We start from the raw sequence: 13,435 nt of genomic DNA on the forward strand, positions 1-13,435 counted from the left end.
ACCATTTCGAACCCCGTGGATCTGCAACACGCGCGGGGCGAAATGGGTCCCGGACGGCGCCGAAAAACGGTTATCCTCAATCTCTACAGGCGAGGGCCACCGGCTGGCAACCGCGCCGTGTCTGAATGCTTCGTGATGTCCTTCGGATCGCACGGTTTTCCGCCGGGAGCCCGCGTCAATGCGCCGCTTCCCAGTCGCCCGCGGCCTTGGCCTCGACCTCGATGGGCACCGACAGGGCGACGCGCGGGGCGGCCGCCCCTTCCATCACGTCCTTGACCAGCGCCATCGTCGCCTCCACCTCCTCCTCGGGCACCTCGAAGACGAGTTCGTCGTGCACCTGCAGGAGCATGCGGGCCGACAGGCGCGCCTCCTTCAGCGCCGGCTCCATGCGGATCATGGCACGGCGGATGATGTCGGCGGCCGTGCCCTGGATCGGGGCATTGATCGCGGCGCGCTCGTTGAAGGCGCGCACGGACGGGTTGGGCGAGCGGATGTCGGGATAGTGCGCGCGCCGGCCGAACAGCGTCTCGACATAGCCGTGCTGCTTGGCGAAGGCCTTGGTGGCGTCCATGTAGTCGCGGATGCCGGGGAAGCGCTCGAAATAGCGGCGGATGTAGAGACCCGCCTCCTCGCGGCCGATGGCGAGCTGGTTGGCGAGGCCGAAGGCCGAGATGCCGTAGATGATGCCGAAGTTGATCGCCTTGGCGCGCCGGCGCACGTCCGGCGCCATGCCCTCGACGGGCACGCCGAACATCTCGGAGGCGGTCATGGCGTGGATGTCCTGGCCGAGTCGGAAGGCCTCCTTCAGCTGCGGGATGTCGGCGACATGGGCGAGGATGCGCAGCTCGATCTGGCTGTAGTCGGCCGAGACGAGGCGCGTGCCCTCGGGCGCGACGAAGGCGGTGCGGATCGCCCGCCCCTCCTCGGTGCGCACGGGAATGTTCTGGAGGTTCGGCTCGGAGGAGGACAGGCGCCCCGTCGTCGTCGAGGCCATGGAGAAGGAGGTGTGGATGCGCCCCGCCTCGTCCATGTGCAGCGGCAGGGCGTCGGTATAGGTGCCCTTCAGCTTGCTGAGCTGGCGCCAGTCGACGATGCGGCGCGGCAGCTCGTGGCCCTCGGCGGCCAGATCCTCCAGCACCTTCACGTCGGTCGACCACTGGCCGGTCTTGGTCTTGCGGCCGCCGGGCAGGCCGAGCTTGCCGAAGAGCACCTCGCCGAGCTGCTTGGGGCTGCCGGGATTGAAGCTTTCCCCGGCCATTTCCGAGATCTCCGCCTCCAGCCCGGCCTGCTTCTGCGCGAAGCGGCCCGACAGGCGCGACAGAATCTGCCGGTCGACGGCGATGCCGCGCTGCTCCATGCGGGCGAGCACGGGGACGAGCGGGCGCTCCAGGCGCTCGTAGACCGAGACGAGACCCTCGGCGACGAGGCGCGGCTTCAACACGCGCCAGAGGCGCAGGGTCACGTCCGCGTCCTCGGCGGCATATTCGGTGACGGCCTCGATCGGACAGGCCGCGATCGGCCGCGCCGTGCGGCCCGAGCCGCACAGGTCCTTGTAGGAGATCGGCTTGTGGCCGAGGAAGCGCTCGGACAGCTCGTCCATGCCGTGCCCTTCGAGCGAGGCGGAGGCGTCGAGCGCGTAGGAGATCAGCATCGTGTCGTCGAAGGGCGCGATCTCGATCCCGTGCCTGAGCATGACGAGATAGTCGTACTTGAAGTTCTGCCCGATCTTCAGGATCGAGGCGTCCTCCAGCCACGGCTTGAGGATGGCGAGCGCCTCCTCCAGCGGGATCTGCGCGCCGACGGCGTCCTTCTGGGCGTCCTCGGTCAGGAGATCGGCGGGCGCGCCGGGGGGCACGTGGGCGAGCGGCACATAGGCGGCGCGGCCGGGAGCGACCGCGAGGGACAGGCCGACGAGCCCGCCGCGCATGGCCGAGAGCTGGTCGGTCTCTGTGTCGAAGGCCAGGAGCCCGGTCTCGCGCGCCTCCTCCAGGAAGGCGCTCAGCGCATCGCCGTCGCGAAGCGTCAGATAGGCGTTGCGGTCGAACGCCTCGCCGGCCGCGGCCGCGCGGCGCCCCTCGGCGAGCGCCTGCGGCGTGAAGGGCAGGACCGTGCCCTCGCCCGAGACCGGCTTTGCCGCGGCGGGATCGAGGTCGGGGCCGCGCGCCGGCCCGTCGACGGCGATCTCCTGCGCCGGCACGCTCGACGCGTCGGTGCCGAGCGTCGCCGAGACGCGCCGCGTCAGCGTCGTGAATTCCATCGCCTTCAGGAAGGCGACGAGCTTCTCGCCGTCCGGCTCGTGGATGAAGAGATCGTCGAGGCCCACGTCGAGCGGCGTGTCCTGGTCGAGCGTGACGAGGCGCTTGGAGAGGCGCGCCTGGTCGGCGAAGGCGATGAGGTTCTCGCGCCGCTTGGCCTGGCGGATCTCGCCGGCCCGCGCCAGCAGCGTCTCCAGGTCGCCGAACTCCTCCAGGAGCTGGGCGGCCGTCTTGGGGCCGATGCCCGGCACGCCCGGCACGTTGTCGGACGTGTCGCCGACCAGCGCCTGGAGATCGATCATCTTCTCGGGGAAGACGCCGAACTTCTCGAAGACTTCCGGCGGCCCGAGGCGCTTGTCCTTCATCTGGTCGTAGAGGACGACCTTGGGGCCGACGAGCTGCATCAGGTCCTTGTCGGAGGAGACGATGGTGACGTCGCCGCCCGCCTCGACCGCGAGGCGCGCATAGGTCGCGATGAGATCGTCCGCCTCGAAACCTTCCTTCTCGACGCAGGGCAGGTCGAAGGCGCGCACCGCCTCGCGGATGAGCGCGAATTGCGGCACGAGGTCCTCGGGCGGCGCCACGCGGTTGGCCTTGTAGCCGTCGTAGAGCGCGTTGCGGAAGGTGGTCGAGGAGTGGTCGAAGATGACGGCGAAATGGGTGGGCGCCACGCCGACCGAGGTGTCGCGCGATTCCTCCACGAGCTTCCACAGCATGTTGCAGAAGCCGGAGACGGCGCCGACGGGCGTGCCGTCGGACTTGCGCGTCAGCGGCGGCAGCGCATGATAGGCACGGAAGATGTAGGCCGAGCCATCGACGAGGAAGAGATGGTCGCCTGGCTTCATGTCGTGCCTCTCTCGTGCGAACGGGGTCCCTGGCGGCGCGACCCCTGCCGCGCGGCCTGCCGGCCCGCCGCGTCCGCGCCTTCGCCGGTCCCCGCGAGGGCTTAAGGGGAGACGGGCGGGGAGTCCACCGGCGGCAAGGCCCCGCCCGCCGGACGGGGCCTTGCCGCGGGCGGGACGACGCGCCCTCGCCCAGGGTCCCGCCACCGGCACGGGCGACGATCCGGCCGGCCCGCGACGCCCCCTGCCGACGCGGCGGCCCGCCGCTTTCGCAGGCACGAGCGCGACCCCGAAGCGGCCGATCCCGGCCCGGCCTCTTGCCTTCGGGCCGGGGTTCATGTCACCTGTCGAACTTGTAAGGCGTGCTCACATCCATGTGACACGCCCTTTTGCCGTTGAAGCCTTGATTTCACCCCACCCCCGGCTCATCTTGAGTGGGACGGCGCGCGATGCGCCGGACCCGGCGGGAGCATGTCCCCCGCTTCTCCGTCGGGGTAAGAGCGGTCCGGTCCCTTTCCCCCTCTCCGGGACCTTCCGTTCACGACAAGCAGAAGGGCCGTCGCGGTGTATCCCCCTCCAGGCCGCGGCGGTCCCTTCGCTCCTTCCCCCTTCGATGTAGTTCGGCTTCCATCGGCCTTGATGGCGTTCGCTCCAGGTAGCGGGCGTCGCACGCGCGGATGGCGGACGCCGGTTCCAAGCGGACATCGACTGCTCTAGATTGGCAGCGAACGGAATCGAGGCCTCGCCGCGACAGCGAGCGGGCCTGTCCTGGTGGAAGATGCGGCGCGCCGAGGCCTTTCGATCGGGCGCGCCGCCGGGGAGCGTACATGACCATATCCGGCCTCTTTGCCCGCGGCGTCGCCGCCGTCGGCGCGGCGTCCATCCTCGTGCGGCGCATGCGCGACGAGGCGCACGATCCGGCCGTCGGCCCGGCGCCGGCCATCCCGCCGGCCAAGTCGCAGGGCGCGCTGCCGACGCTGAAGATGCCGACCGCGCGCGGCTGGAGCCCCGGCCAGGTGCCGGACGCCGCGCCCGGCCTGAAGGTCAACGCCTTCGCCATGGGCCTGAAGCACCCGCGCTGGATCGAGGTCCTGCCGAACGGCGACGTCCTCGTGGCCGAGGCGCTCAGCGTTCCCGGCGGCATCAAGTCGGTCTTCGACTATGCGATGGACGCCACGATGCGCCGCGCCGCCGCGCTCGGCGACAGCCCCAACCGCATCACGCTCCTGCGCGACCGCAATGGCGACGGCGTCGCGGAGACGCAGGGCGCCTTCATGGAAGGACTCAACCAGCCCTTCGGCATGGCGCTGCACGAGGGCACCTTCTATGTCGGCAACACGGATGGCGTCTTCGCCTATCCTTACGAAGAGGGCGCCGATCGCATCGCCGCGCCCGGCCGGCGCCTGACGACGTTCAAGCCCGGCGGCCACTGGACGCGCAGCCTCCTGAAGAGCGCGGACGGCACGAGGATCTTCGTCGGCGTCGGCTCGCTCAGCAACATCGCCGAGAGCGGCATGGCGGTGGAGGAAGGGCGCGCGGCGATCTACGAGCTGGACCTTGCGAGCGGCACCGCCCGCATCTTCGCCTCGGGCCTGCGCAACCCGGTCGGCCTCGCCCTCGAACCGACGACCGGCACCCTGTGGACCGTCGTCAACGAGCGCGACGGCATCGGCGACGAGACCCCGCCCGACTACCTGACCTCGGTCCAGGACGGCGGCTTCTACGGCTGGCCCTATTGCTACTGGGGCCAGACCGTCGACGACCGCGTGCCCCAGGATGCGAGCCTCGTCGCGCGCGCCATCCGCCCGGACTACGCGCTCGGCGGCCACACGGCCTCGCTCGGCCTGTGCTGGCTCCCCGCCGGCACCTTGCCGGGCTTTCCCGACGGCATGGTCGTCGGCCAGCACGGCTCGTGGAACCGCTCGACGCTCTCGGGCTACAAGGTCATCTTCGTGCCCTTCGAGAACGGCAGGCCCTCCGGCCCGCCGCGCACCATCCTCTCCGGCTTCCTCTCGCCCGACGAGAAGGCCTCCTACGGCCGCCCCGTCGGCGTCGCCATCGGCCCGGACGGCTCGCTGCTCGTCGCCGACGACGTGGGCGACGCGATCTGGCGCGTCACGGGGGCGTGAGGAAAGGCGCGTGAGGGGATAAGCCGACCGGACGCACGAAGCCCAACCTTCGGGCTTCCTGCGCCGTCGCCGGCCACTGGCTTGAACTTCAGCGTGCCTCGAAGGACAGCGGCTTTCGCGCGGCATGGCGAAACCGCTGGACCACGATTTCCTCTTCGCCTGCGAAATAGTTGAAGAAATAAGGGTAGGGCGTCAGGTAAAAGCGCCGGACGCCCGGTATCGGCGTCTTCCGTCCGCAATGAGGATGCCGCGATATCAGCCCGATCGCCGCCGAGAGGCTCGCCTCGATATGGGCGGCGCCCTGGGGCGAACGATGCGCGACGAAGGTCAGAGCGGTTTCGATCGGCTTGAGCGCACGCTTCTGGTAGCGCAGCCTCAATCGCGAAATCTCGACAGGACCGCCTCGACCTCTTCCTCCGACGCGAACTCTCCGCGCTCCATCTCGGCCTGCGCCTCGATCAGGTCGGCTTCCTCTTCGGCACTCAACTCGATCACGGGCTCGGCATGGCCGGCATAGGCCAGGACGATGCGGGCGAGATCGTCCTGCCGTTCGGGGGAGAGCGCGCGGGCGGTCTTCACCGCATGTTCCAGAAGCTCCGTCATGTCGTCAGTCTACCCGGTTCTCCATGGCGGGAGAACTGTCCTGCCCGCCGATGCGGCAAATCCGCTCGCGCTGCCCGGAGACGACAGCGACGAGGCGATCTGGCGCGTCTCGGGGGCGTGAGCAAGAGGAGCGTGACGAGGCAGGCCGACTGAGATCGCTCGATCGGCCTTGTCCGGCATCGGCATCGGCCTCGGCAAAGACACCCGCAAAGGATGCTGCCGAATGGGGAGACGAACCTCGATCCAATGAGACATGGCCCGTGATCGGCAGGATTCGCATCACGTCTTCATTGGGACCGGCGACAGGATCATCGTATGAGTTGACGAGATGGAATCCAGAAGCGGGCCCAGGGCATGTACATTCCTCCGCATTTCTTCGAGATCGACGCTCGCGAGATTGCCTCCGTGATCGAGACCGCCCCGCTCGCCTGCATCGTCGCGCAGACGACGAAAGGCCTGATCGCCAATCACATCCCCCTTCTCTGCGGACCGGAGAACGCGCTCGTCGGCCATGTCGCCCTCGCCAACGACATGCACCGTCTCGTCGCGGACGGGTCGGAAGTCCTCGCGATCTTCCGGGGCGAGGACGGCTACGTCTCGCCGAACTTCTATCCGTCCAAGCCCGAGCATCACCGCCATGTGCCGACCTGGAACTATCGGGTCGTCCACATCTACGGGGCCATCGCGTTCCAGCATGACGAGCGCTCCAAGCGCGCCGCCGTCGGCCTCCTCACCCGCGCACACGAGCGGCGCGTGAACGGGGCCGACGCATGGCGCATGGCGGATGCACCGGCGGACTACATGGAGCAGATGCTCCGCAATGTCGTCGCCTTCCGGATCGCGATCACCAGGACGCTGGCGAAGTCCAAGCTCAGCCAGAACCGTGAGCCGCGCGACTATCTGGGCGCCATCGAAGGCCTGCGCGCCACGGGCGGCGAGGCGGTCGCCGAGCGGATGACGAAGCGTCTCGCAAAGGCGACGTGAGCGTCGCGACAAGGACAGAGCGACGCTCAGCCAACCCGTTCGAACAATCCGGGATAGTCCACCACCAGCCCCTCTCCATCCACCAGGAGATCGCGCGTGAAGTCGGCGTCGAGGCTCTCGAAGCGCCAAAGGCGGGGCGCGAGGCGGGTGTAGCGCTGGGGGGCGGGCGCAACCGTCAGGCCATGGGCGTCGAGATCGACGAAGGCCATGACGAGATCGCGGCTCTCGCCGATCTCGAGGCCGAGCCGGCGGATCGGCAGCGTGTTGGTGAAGGGCGTGGCGAAGAGGTCGAGATCGATCGCCCCGTCAAGTCCTCGAAGCCGCCGGCCCTCGCCGTCGTGCCAGGAGCCGTCGTCCCCGCGCAGGAGGGTGAGCGTCTCGCCGCCGAGACGGGCGATCGTGGCGCGGCGCAGCGTCCAGCCGGGGTCGCAGACGAGCGCGTAGCGCAGGGCCCTGCCCTCGACGCCAAGGGGAGAGCCGGCGCCGCCGGCGGGGCCGAGGACGAGACCTTCCGCGGCGATGCCCTCCGCCCCGATCGTCAGCGCGAGCTGTTCGAGGCCCGTTCCCGTCGCCTCGCGCCACCGCGCCTCGATGCGCCGTCGCTCCATGGGCTTCCTCCCCTGCGCTCCGGCCGATGCCGCGCGCCGCTTGGCCCCTCGCCCGCCGATGGTCTAGACCGGGCCTTCAACGCGTCTGCCCGAAGGATTTCCGATGGCCGAACTCGACAGTATCCTCACCTGCATCGACATGAATCTCGACCGGTCGGTGGAGCGGCTCTGCGATCTCCTGCGCATTCCCTCGATCTCGACCGACCCGGCCTATGCGACGGAGTGCCGGCGCGCGGCGCAGTTCCTGGCCGACGACCTCTCGGCCATCGGCTTTTCCGCCTCGCTGCGCGAGACGCCCGGCCATCCGATGGTCGTCGCCCATCACGACGGGCCGCAGGGCGCGCCGCACGTCCTCTTCTACGGCCATTACGACGTGCAGCCGGTGGACCCGCTGCATCTGTGGACGTCCAAGCCCTTCGACCCCGTGGTCAGCGAGCGGCCGGACGGGACGAAGCGCATCGTGGCGCGCGGCTCCTCGGACGACAAGGGCCAGCTGATGACCTTCATCGAGGCCTGCCGCGCCTACAAGGCCGAGACCGGCGCCCTGCCCTGCCGCGTGACGATCTTCCTCGAAGGCGAGGAGGAGTCCGGCTCGCCCTCGCTCGTGCCCTTCCTCGACGCCCATCGCGAGGAGCTGACCGCCGACGTCGCGCTGATCTGCGACACCGGCATGTGGGACCGCGACACGCCCGCCATCGCCACCAGCCTGCGCGGGCTCGTCGGCGAGGAAGTGACGATCCATGCTGCCAGCCGCGACCTGCATTCGGGCCAGTATGGCGGGCCGGCGCAGAACCCGATCCGCGTCCTGTCGAAGATCCTCGCCGCGATCCACGACGAGAGCGGCCGGGTGACGATCCCCGGCTTCTACGAGGGCGTGGAGGAACTCGACCCGGAGGTGGATGCGATGTGGAAGGGCCTACCCTTCTCGCAGGACGAGTTCCTCGGCGAGATCGGCCTCTCGGTGCCGGCGGGCGAGCGGGACCGCTCGGTGCTGGAACAGGTCTGGTCGCGCCCGACGGCCGAGTTCAACGGCATCGAGGGCGGCTATACCGGCGCCGGCTTCAAGACGGTGATCGCGGCGGAAGCCTTCGCCAAGATCTCGTTCCGCCTCGTCTCGAACCAGGACCCGCAGAAGATCCGCGCCGCCTTCCGCCGGTTCGTCACCGAGCGCCTGCCGGCCGACTGCCGCGCCACCTTCGCCGAGCACGGCGCCTCGCCGGCGATCCAGCTGTCGATCGACTCGCCCTTCCTGCGCAAGGCGCGCACCGCGCTCTCGGACGAGTGGCCCAAGCCCGCCGCCATGATCGGCATGGGCGGCTCCATTCCCGTCGCCGGCCTCTTCGGCAAGCGGCTCGGCATGGAGGCGCTCCTCATCGGCTTCGCGCTCGCCGACGACGCCATCCATTCGCCGAACGAGAAATACGAGATGAGCTCGTTCCATCGCGGCCAGCGGTCCTGGGCGCGCATCCTCGCCGCCTTCGCGGCTGCTTGAGGAACGCCAAGTAGAACCATATCGGAGCGCAGCATTAAGCTTCGGTTAAGCTTGGAGCGGCAGTCTCTTCTTGCGAAGGTCGTAGCATCCTTCGAGGCACTGCGCCGGCGGGGGCTTGGCGAAAGAAGGCGGTCGGGGTCTTCCCCGCCGCCTTCTTTGTTTCTGGACCCCTGCCGAAGGGCGGGGCGAGAAGGGCCGCTCCCGAGGGAACGGCCCTGTGCAGGTCGGGACCGGCCTTCGCGGGGTCGGCGCCCCTATTCGATGCGGGCGCCGGAGGCCTCGATGACCGGCTTCCAGCGCGCGATCTCGCTCTTGACGTGGGCGGCGAGTTCGTCCGGCGTGCCGCCGACGACGGTCGCGCCGACCTCGGCGAGGCGGGCCTTCACCGCCGGCTCCTGGATCGCCTTGTTGGCCGCCTCGTTGAGGCGCGCGATCACCTCCGGCGGCGTGCCGGCGGGCGCGAAGAAGGCGTTCCAGGTGTTGGTCTCGTAGCCCGGCACGCCCGCTTCCTCCATCGTGGGGATGTCGGGGAAGTTTTCGGCGCGCGTCTTCGTCGTCACCGCCAGTGCCCGCAGCTGGCCGGAGCGGATATGCTCGGTCGAGGAGGGCAGGTTGTCGAAGTTGATCGGCACCGCGCCGGAAATCGCGTCGACGAGCGCCGGCCCCGAGCCCTGATAGGGCACGTGCACCATGTCGACCCCGGCCATCGACTTGAACAGCTCGCCCGACAGGTGCAGCGGCGTGCCGTTGCCCGACGACGAATAGGTCTCCTCGCCCGGCTTCTCCTTGAGGCGGGCGATCAGCTCCTTCACGTCCTTCGCCGGATAGTCCTTGTTGACGGTGAGGACGTTCGGCACCGTCACCAGCCAGGCGATCGGGGCGAAGTCCTTCTCGGGATCGAACGGGGGCTTGGCGTAGAGCGAGGCGGAGAGGGCGTGCGTGGCGATCGTGCCCATCAGGATCGTGTAGCCGTCGGGCTGGGCCTGCGCCACGAAGCTCGCGCCCAGATTGCCGCCCGCCCCGCCCTTGTTGTCGACCAGGACCTGCTGGCCGAGTTCGGTGCTCATGGCCTGGGCGATGGTGCGCGCGACGAGATCCGTCGATCCGCCCGCGGCGAAGGGCACGACGAGCGTGACCGGCTTCTCGGGAAACCCTTGCGCGGCGGCGGGCAGGGCAAGGCCGAGCGTGCCTGCAAGGAGCGTGGCGGCGGCGAGTGCGGTGCCGAAGCGGCGTCTGTTCATGTGTCGTCCTCCCGAAAGCCGCGCGAGTTCGCGGCGGTCCCTGGGGCGGAGTTTTGGCAAGGATGGCGCGCGCCCGCAAGGCGAGGCCCGCCGCGGTCGATCGCGTCCGGCTCCACACCGTCCGGCGCGGGTCTGCGTGTCGAGGGGCCCGCGCCTTGCGCTTCGGTGCCTGTTGCCCCCGCGCCACGCGTGGCCAAAGCGCAACGCGCATCGTGCGAAGCGCGAGGGAGCGGACGGAACACCTTGCCAGGACAGGAGAGTTCCCGACATCTGCGGACAACGACGCTCTCAGGTTCGATGCCATGATCTCCCGCTTCTCCCTGCCGCTCCTCGCCCTTCTCGCCCTGCCGGGCGCGGCGCTCGCCGCCGACGCGACGGTCGGCCCCTACGAGGCGGCCCCCGCGCCCCTCGTCACGGCCGCCAACGACTACGGCGACAGCGACATCGTCATCGAGCTCGGCATTTCCGGCATCATGGTCCCCTCCTACGAGGGCTCCGACGACGTGGACTTCGGCGTCTCGCCGATCATCGACCTCGAATACCTGAACATTCCGGGCATCGGCGCCTTCGGCGGCAAGGACGGGCGCGGCTTCTCCATCGGCCCCTCCTTCGGCTATACCGGCGAGCGCGACGAGGACGACCTCGTCGGCCTGAACGACGTCGACGCGACCTACGAGATCGGCCTCAAGGCCAGCTACGAGTGGGACTATGCCGAGATCTACGGCGCCGGCCGCTACGCGTTCGGCGGTGCCGAGGGCGTCATCGGCGAAGTCGGCGGCAACCTCATCGCGCGTCCGACAGAGGCCTGGGAGCTGAAGGCCGGCCCGCTCGCCACCTTCGCCTCCTCCGGCTACATGGACGAGTACTTCTCCGTCAGCGCCGCGGAAGCGGCGCGCAGCGGCGGCAAGTTCGACGCCTACGAGGCGGATGGCGGCTTCAAGTCGGTCGGCGTCGCGGCCTCGGCCAAGTACGAGGTCTTCACCGACTGGTTCCTGCGGGCCGACGCCTCCTACGAGCGCCTCGTGAGCGACGCCAAGGATTCGCCGGTGGTGGACGCCGGCAGCGCCGACCAGTTCCGCGTCGGCCTCGGCGTCTCGCACCGCTTCTCGCTCGACCTCTTCTGAGAAACGGGCCGCGCGCATCGCGTCGCGGCCAAGCAATCTGCGATCACGGCGGCGCGAGACGGGAAACCGTCCGCGCCGTCTTCCGTTCTGCCGGGAGCGAAACGTAGTTCCCGGAGACCGGCATGCCCACGATCACCGCCCGCGACGGCACCCCGATCCACGTCAACGACTGGGGCACCGGTCGCACGATCGTTCTCGTCCACGGCTGGCCGCTCTCGTCGGAAATGTGGGAGTACAACGCCATCCCGCTCGCCGAGCAGGGCTTTCGCGTCGTCTCCTACGACCGGCGCGGCTTCGGCCGGTCCGGCAAGCCCTATACGGGTTACGACTACGACACGATGACGGACGATCTCGCGGCGGTCTTCGACGAGCTCGACCTGTCGGACGCCGTCCTCGTCGGCTTCTCAATGGGCGGGGGCGAGGTCGCCCGCTACATGACGCGCCACCAGGGCCGGGGCGTCGGCAAGGCGGTGCTCGTCTCCTCCGTCGTGCCCTATCTCCTGAAGGGCCCGGACAATCCGGACGGGGTCGACCAGTCGGTCTTCGACGAGTTCGTGGAGGGCCTGCGCGCCGACCGGCCGAACTTCCTGCACGATTTCGGCAAGGCCTTCTACGGCGCCGGCCTTCTGAACTTCTCGCTCTCGGCGCCCTTCCTCGACTGGACGCAGGGGCTCGCACTGCAGGCCAGCCCGAAGGCGACGCTCGACTGCGTCAGGGCCTTCTCCGCCACCGACTTCAGGCCCGACACGAAGAACTTCCGCGTGCCGACGCTCGTCATCCACGGCTCGGGCGACAAGACCGTGCCGCTCGAGGTCTCCGGACAGCGGGCGCACGAGATGATCGCGGGCTCGGAGCTCGTGGTCTACGAGGGCGCCGCCCACGGTCTGCACTATACCGAACGCGACCGGCTCAACGCCGACCTCGCCCGCTTCGCGCGCGGCTGACGTCCGGTGCCCGTCGCGCGTCGCCGGAGCCCTCCGGCGGCGCGCTACTTGCCGAGGACGCCGCGCAGGCCCCCGCCGATGAGGATGGCGACGTCCATGGCGGCGAGATAGGGATTGGAGGCGGCGGGCACCGCCAGGAAGCGCGGCTCCCAGCGCGGCTCGAACTTCGCCTTGAAGGCGAGCAGCCCCTTGAAGTTGTAGAACTGTTCGCCGCGCTCGAACACCGCCTGCCCGACGCGGTTCCAGACCGGCGTGCCCGGCGCCTCGGCGATCCCCTTCAGCGGCGCCATGCCGAGATTGAGCGTGGCGAAGCCGTCCGCCCGCAGCGTCTCGATGATCCGGACGAAGAGGAGGTCCATCAACCCGCGATGGACGCCCGGCGCGAAGCGCATGAGGTCGATGAAGGCGCCGCCCTTCACCGGCGTCGACAGGACGGAGGCGAAGGCGACGAGCCGCCCCTCGAAGCGCATCGTGGCGACGGGCTGGCCGGCGAGATAGGCCGGATCGAACGTGCCGAGCGAGAAGCCCTTCTCGCGCGCCCGGTGATGGGCGAGCCACTGGCGCGAGACCTCCTCCAGCTCGGTCATCAGCGCGGCGACGCCGCCGGCCTCCACCATGGCGAAGGCGAGCCCGTCGCGCTCGGCACGGTTGGTGGCGCGGCGCAGGTTCGCCCAGCGCCCGCCCTTCATGTCGAAGCCCGGCAGATCGACGAGGGCCTGTTCGCCGAGCTTGTAGCCGCGCAGACCGGCGGGGGCGGCGGCCTGAAGAAATTCCTGCGAGGCCTGGTAGAAGACCGGCCGGGCGCCCTCGGCCCGCGCCAGCGCCGCGAAGCGCTCCACGAGCCCCGGCAGGCGCTCGCGATTGCCGACGGGATCGCCGAGGGCGACGAGCGAGCGCCCGCGCCGCGCATACATCACGAACGCGTCGCCCTCCTCGGCGAGGAGGATGTCCTTGTCGCCCATGCGCGCGAGATTGGCCTCGCCGCACCCCTGCCGCTCGACGATGGCGAGCGCTGCCGAAAGGGCCTCTCCCCGCGCCGGACCGGATGCGGCGCCGCGTCGCCGTCGCGTCGGCGGCGCCAGGAAGCCGCGGCGGCGCAAAGCCTCCACGAGCGGCGGGCCGGCGGGCGCGTCCGGCGCCGGCGGGGCGGGCTCGAAGGGCGAAGGCCCGGCATCGTTTCCCGCGGCGCGCGCAAGGCTCATGGCGATCCCAT

At 69.8% G+C, this 13,435-nt stretch carries 12 protein-coding genes; 6 read left to right on the plus strand and 6 right to left on the minus strand.

Annotation, left to right across the window (positions count from 1 at the left end):
• Positions 1-175: 175 nt before the first annotated feature.
• Positions 176-3,100, minus strand: a complete 2,925-nt coding sequence (polA, locus tag ASG48_RS12645) for a DNA polymerase I (protein ID WP_055850201.1) — start codon at positions 3,098-3,100, stop codon at positions 176-178.
• 824 nt (positions 3,101-3,924) lie between these two features.
• On the opposite strand from polA, the gene ASG48_RS12650 reads away from it, so the two are divergent.
• On the plus strand, positions 3,925-5,226 hold the full coding sequence (locus tag ASG48_RS12650; protein WP_055850203.1) for a sorbosone dehydrogenase family protein: 1,302 nt from the start codon (positions 3,925-3,927) through the stop codon (positions 5,224-5,226).
• 88 nt (positions 5,227-5,314) lie between these two features.
• Here ASG48_RS12650 and ASG48_RS12655 read toward each other — a convergent pair whose 3' ends face one another.
• Both ASG48_RS12655 and ASG48_RS12660 read right to left on the minus strand, forming a co-directional pair.
• Positions 5,315-5,605 carry a type II toxin-antitoxin system RelE/ParE family toxin gene (locus ASG48_RS12655; RefSeq protein ID WP_055850205.1) on the minus strand — a complete coding sequence of 97 codons (291 nt, stop codon included), beginning with the start codon at positions 5,603-5,605 and terminating at the stop codon, positions 5,315-5,317.
• Complete coding sequence (locus ASG48_RS12660; RefSeq protein WP_055850208.1) at positions 5,602-5,829, minus strand: hypothetical protein; 228 nt, start codon at positions 5,827-5,829, stop codon at positions 5,602-5,604. Before ASG48_RS12660 ends, ASG48_RS12655 begins: the two co-directional genes overlap by 4 nt.
• On the opposite strand from ASG48_RS12660, the gene ASG48_RS18940 reads away from it, so the two are divergent.
• The gene (locus ASG48_RS18940; protein WP_280138013.1) at positions 5,828-5,950 is read left to right on the plus strand and encodes a hypothetical protein; all 123 of its coding nucleotides are present in this window, start codon (positions 5,828-5,830) and stop codon (positions 5,948-5,950) included. The genes ASG48_RS12660 and ASG48_RS18940 overlap by 2 nt on opposite strands.
• A 233-nt stretch (positions 5,951-6,183) precedes the next feature.
• Positions 6,184-6,813, plus strand: a complete 630-nt coding sequence (locus ASG48_RS12665; protein ID WP_055850210.1) for an FMN-binding negative transcriptional regulator — start codon at positions 6,184-6,186, stop codon at positions 6,811-6,813.
• Between the two features lie 26 nt (positions 6,814-6,839).
• Here ASG48_RS12665 and ASG48_RS12670 read toward each other — a convergent pair whose 3' ends face one another.
• A complete protein-coding gene (locus ASG48_RS12670) occupies positions 6,840-7,421 on the minus strand; it encodes a putative glycolipid-binding domain-containing protein (protein WP_055850213.1) in 582 nt (193 codons plus the stop codon).
• A gap of 103 nt (positions 7,422-7,524) precedes the next feature.
• Here ASG48_RS12670 and ASG48_RS12675 point away from each other — a divergent pair, with 103 nt between their 5' ends.
• Complete coding sequence (locus tag ASG48_RS12675) at positions 7,525-8,913, plus strand: M20/M25/M40 family metallo-hydrolase (RefSeq protein ID WP_055850215.1); 1,389 nt, start codon at positions 7,525-7,527, stop codon at positions 8,911-8,913.
• Positions 8,914-9,167: 254 nt separating this feature from the next.
• Here the strand turns inward: ASG48_RS12675 and ASG48_RS12680 are convergent, their stop codons facing one another.
• Entirely contained in the window at positions 9,168-10,154 is a 987-nt protein-coding gene (locus ASG48_RS12680) for a tripartite tricarboxylate transporter substrate binding protein (RefSeq protein ID WP_055850217.1), read from the minus strand.
• 302 nt (positions 10,155-10,456) lie between these two features.
• Here ASG48_RS12680 and ASG48_RS12685 point away from each other — a divergent pair, with 302 nt between their 5' ends.
• Positions 10,457-11,278, plus strand: a complete 822-nt coding sequence (locus tag ASG48_RS12685) for a MipA/OmpV family protein (protein ID WP_055850219.1) — start codon at positions 10,457-10,459, stop codon at positions 11,276-11,278.
• Positions 11,279-11,400: 122 nt separating this feature from the next.
• Complete coding sequence (locus ASG48_RS12690; protein ID WP_055850221.1) at positions 11,401-12,222, plus strand: alpha/beta hydrolase; 822 nt, start codon at positions 11,401-11,403, stop codon at positions 12,220-12,222.
• Between the two features lie 44 nt (positions 12,223-12,266).
• Here the strand turns inward: ASG48_RS12690 and ASG48_RS12695 are convergent, their stop codons facing one another.
• The gene (locus tag ASG48_RS12695; protein ID WP_055850223.1) at positions 12,267-13,424 is read right to left on the minus strand and encodes a phosphatidylglycerol lysyltransferase domain-containing protein; all 1,158 of its coding nucleotides are present in this window, start codon (positions 13,422-13,424) and stop codon (positions 12,267-12,269) included.
• Positions 13,425-13,435 lie beyond the last annotated feature (11 nt).

Source organism: Aurantimonas sp. Leaf443 (assembly GCF_001425575.1).
GTDB lineage: Bacteria > Pseudomonadota > Alphaproteobacteria > Rhizobiales > Rhizobiaceae > Leaf443.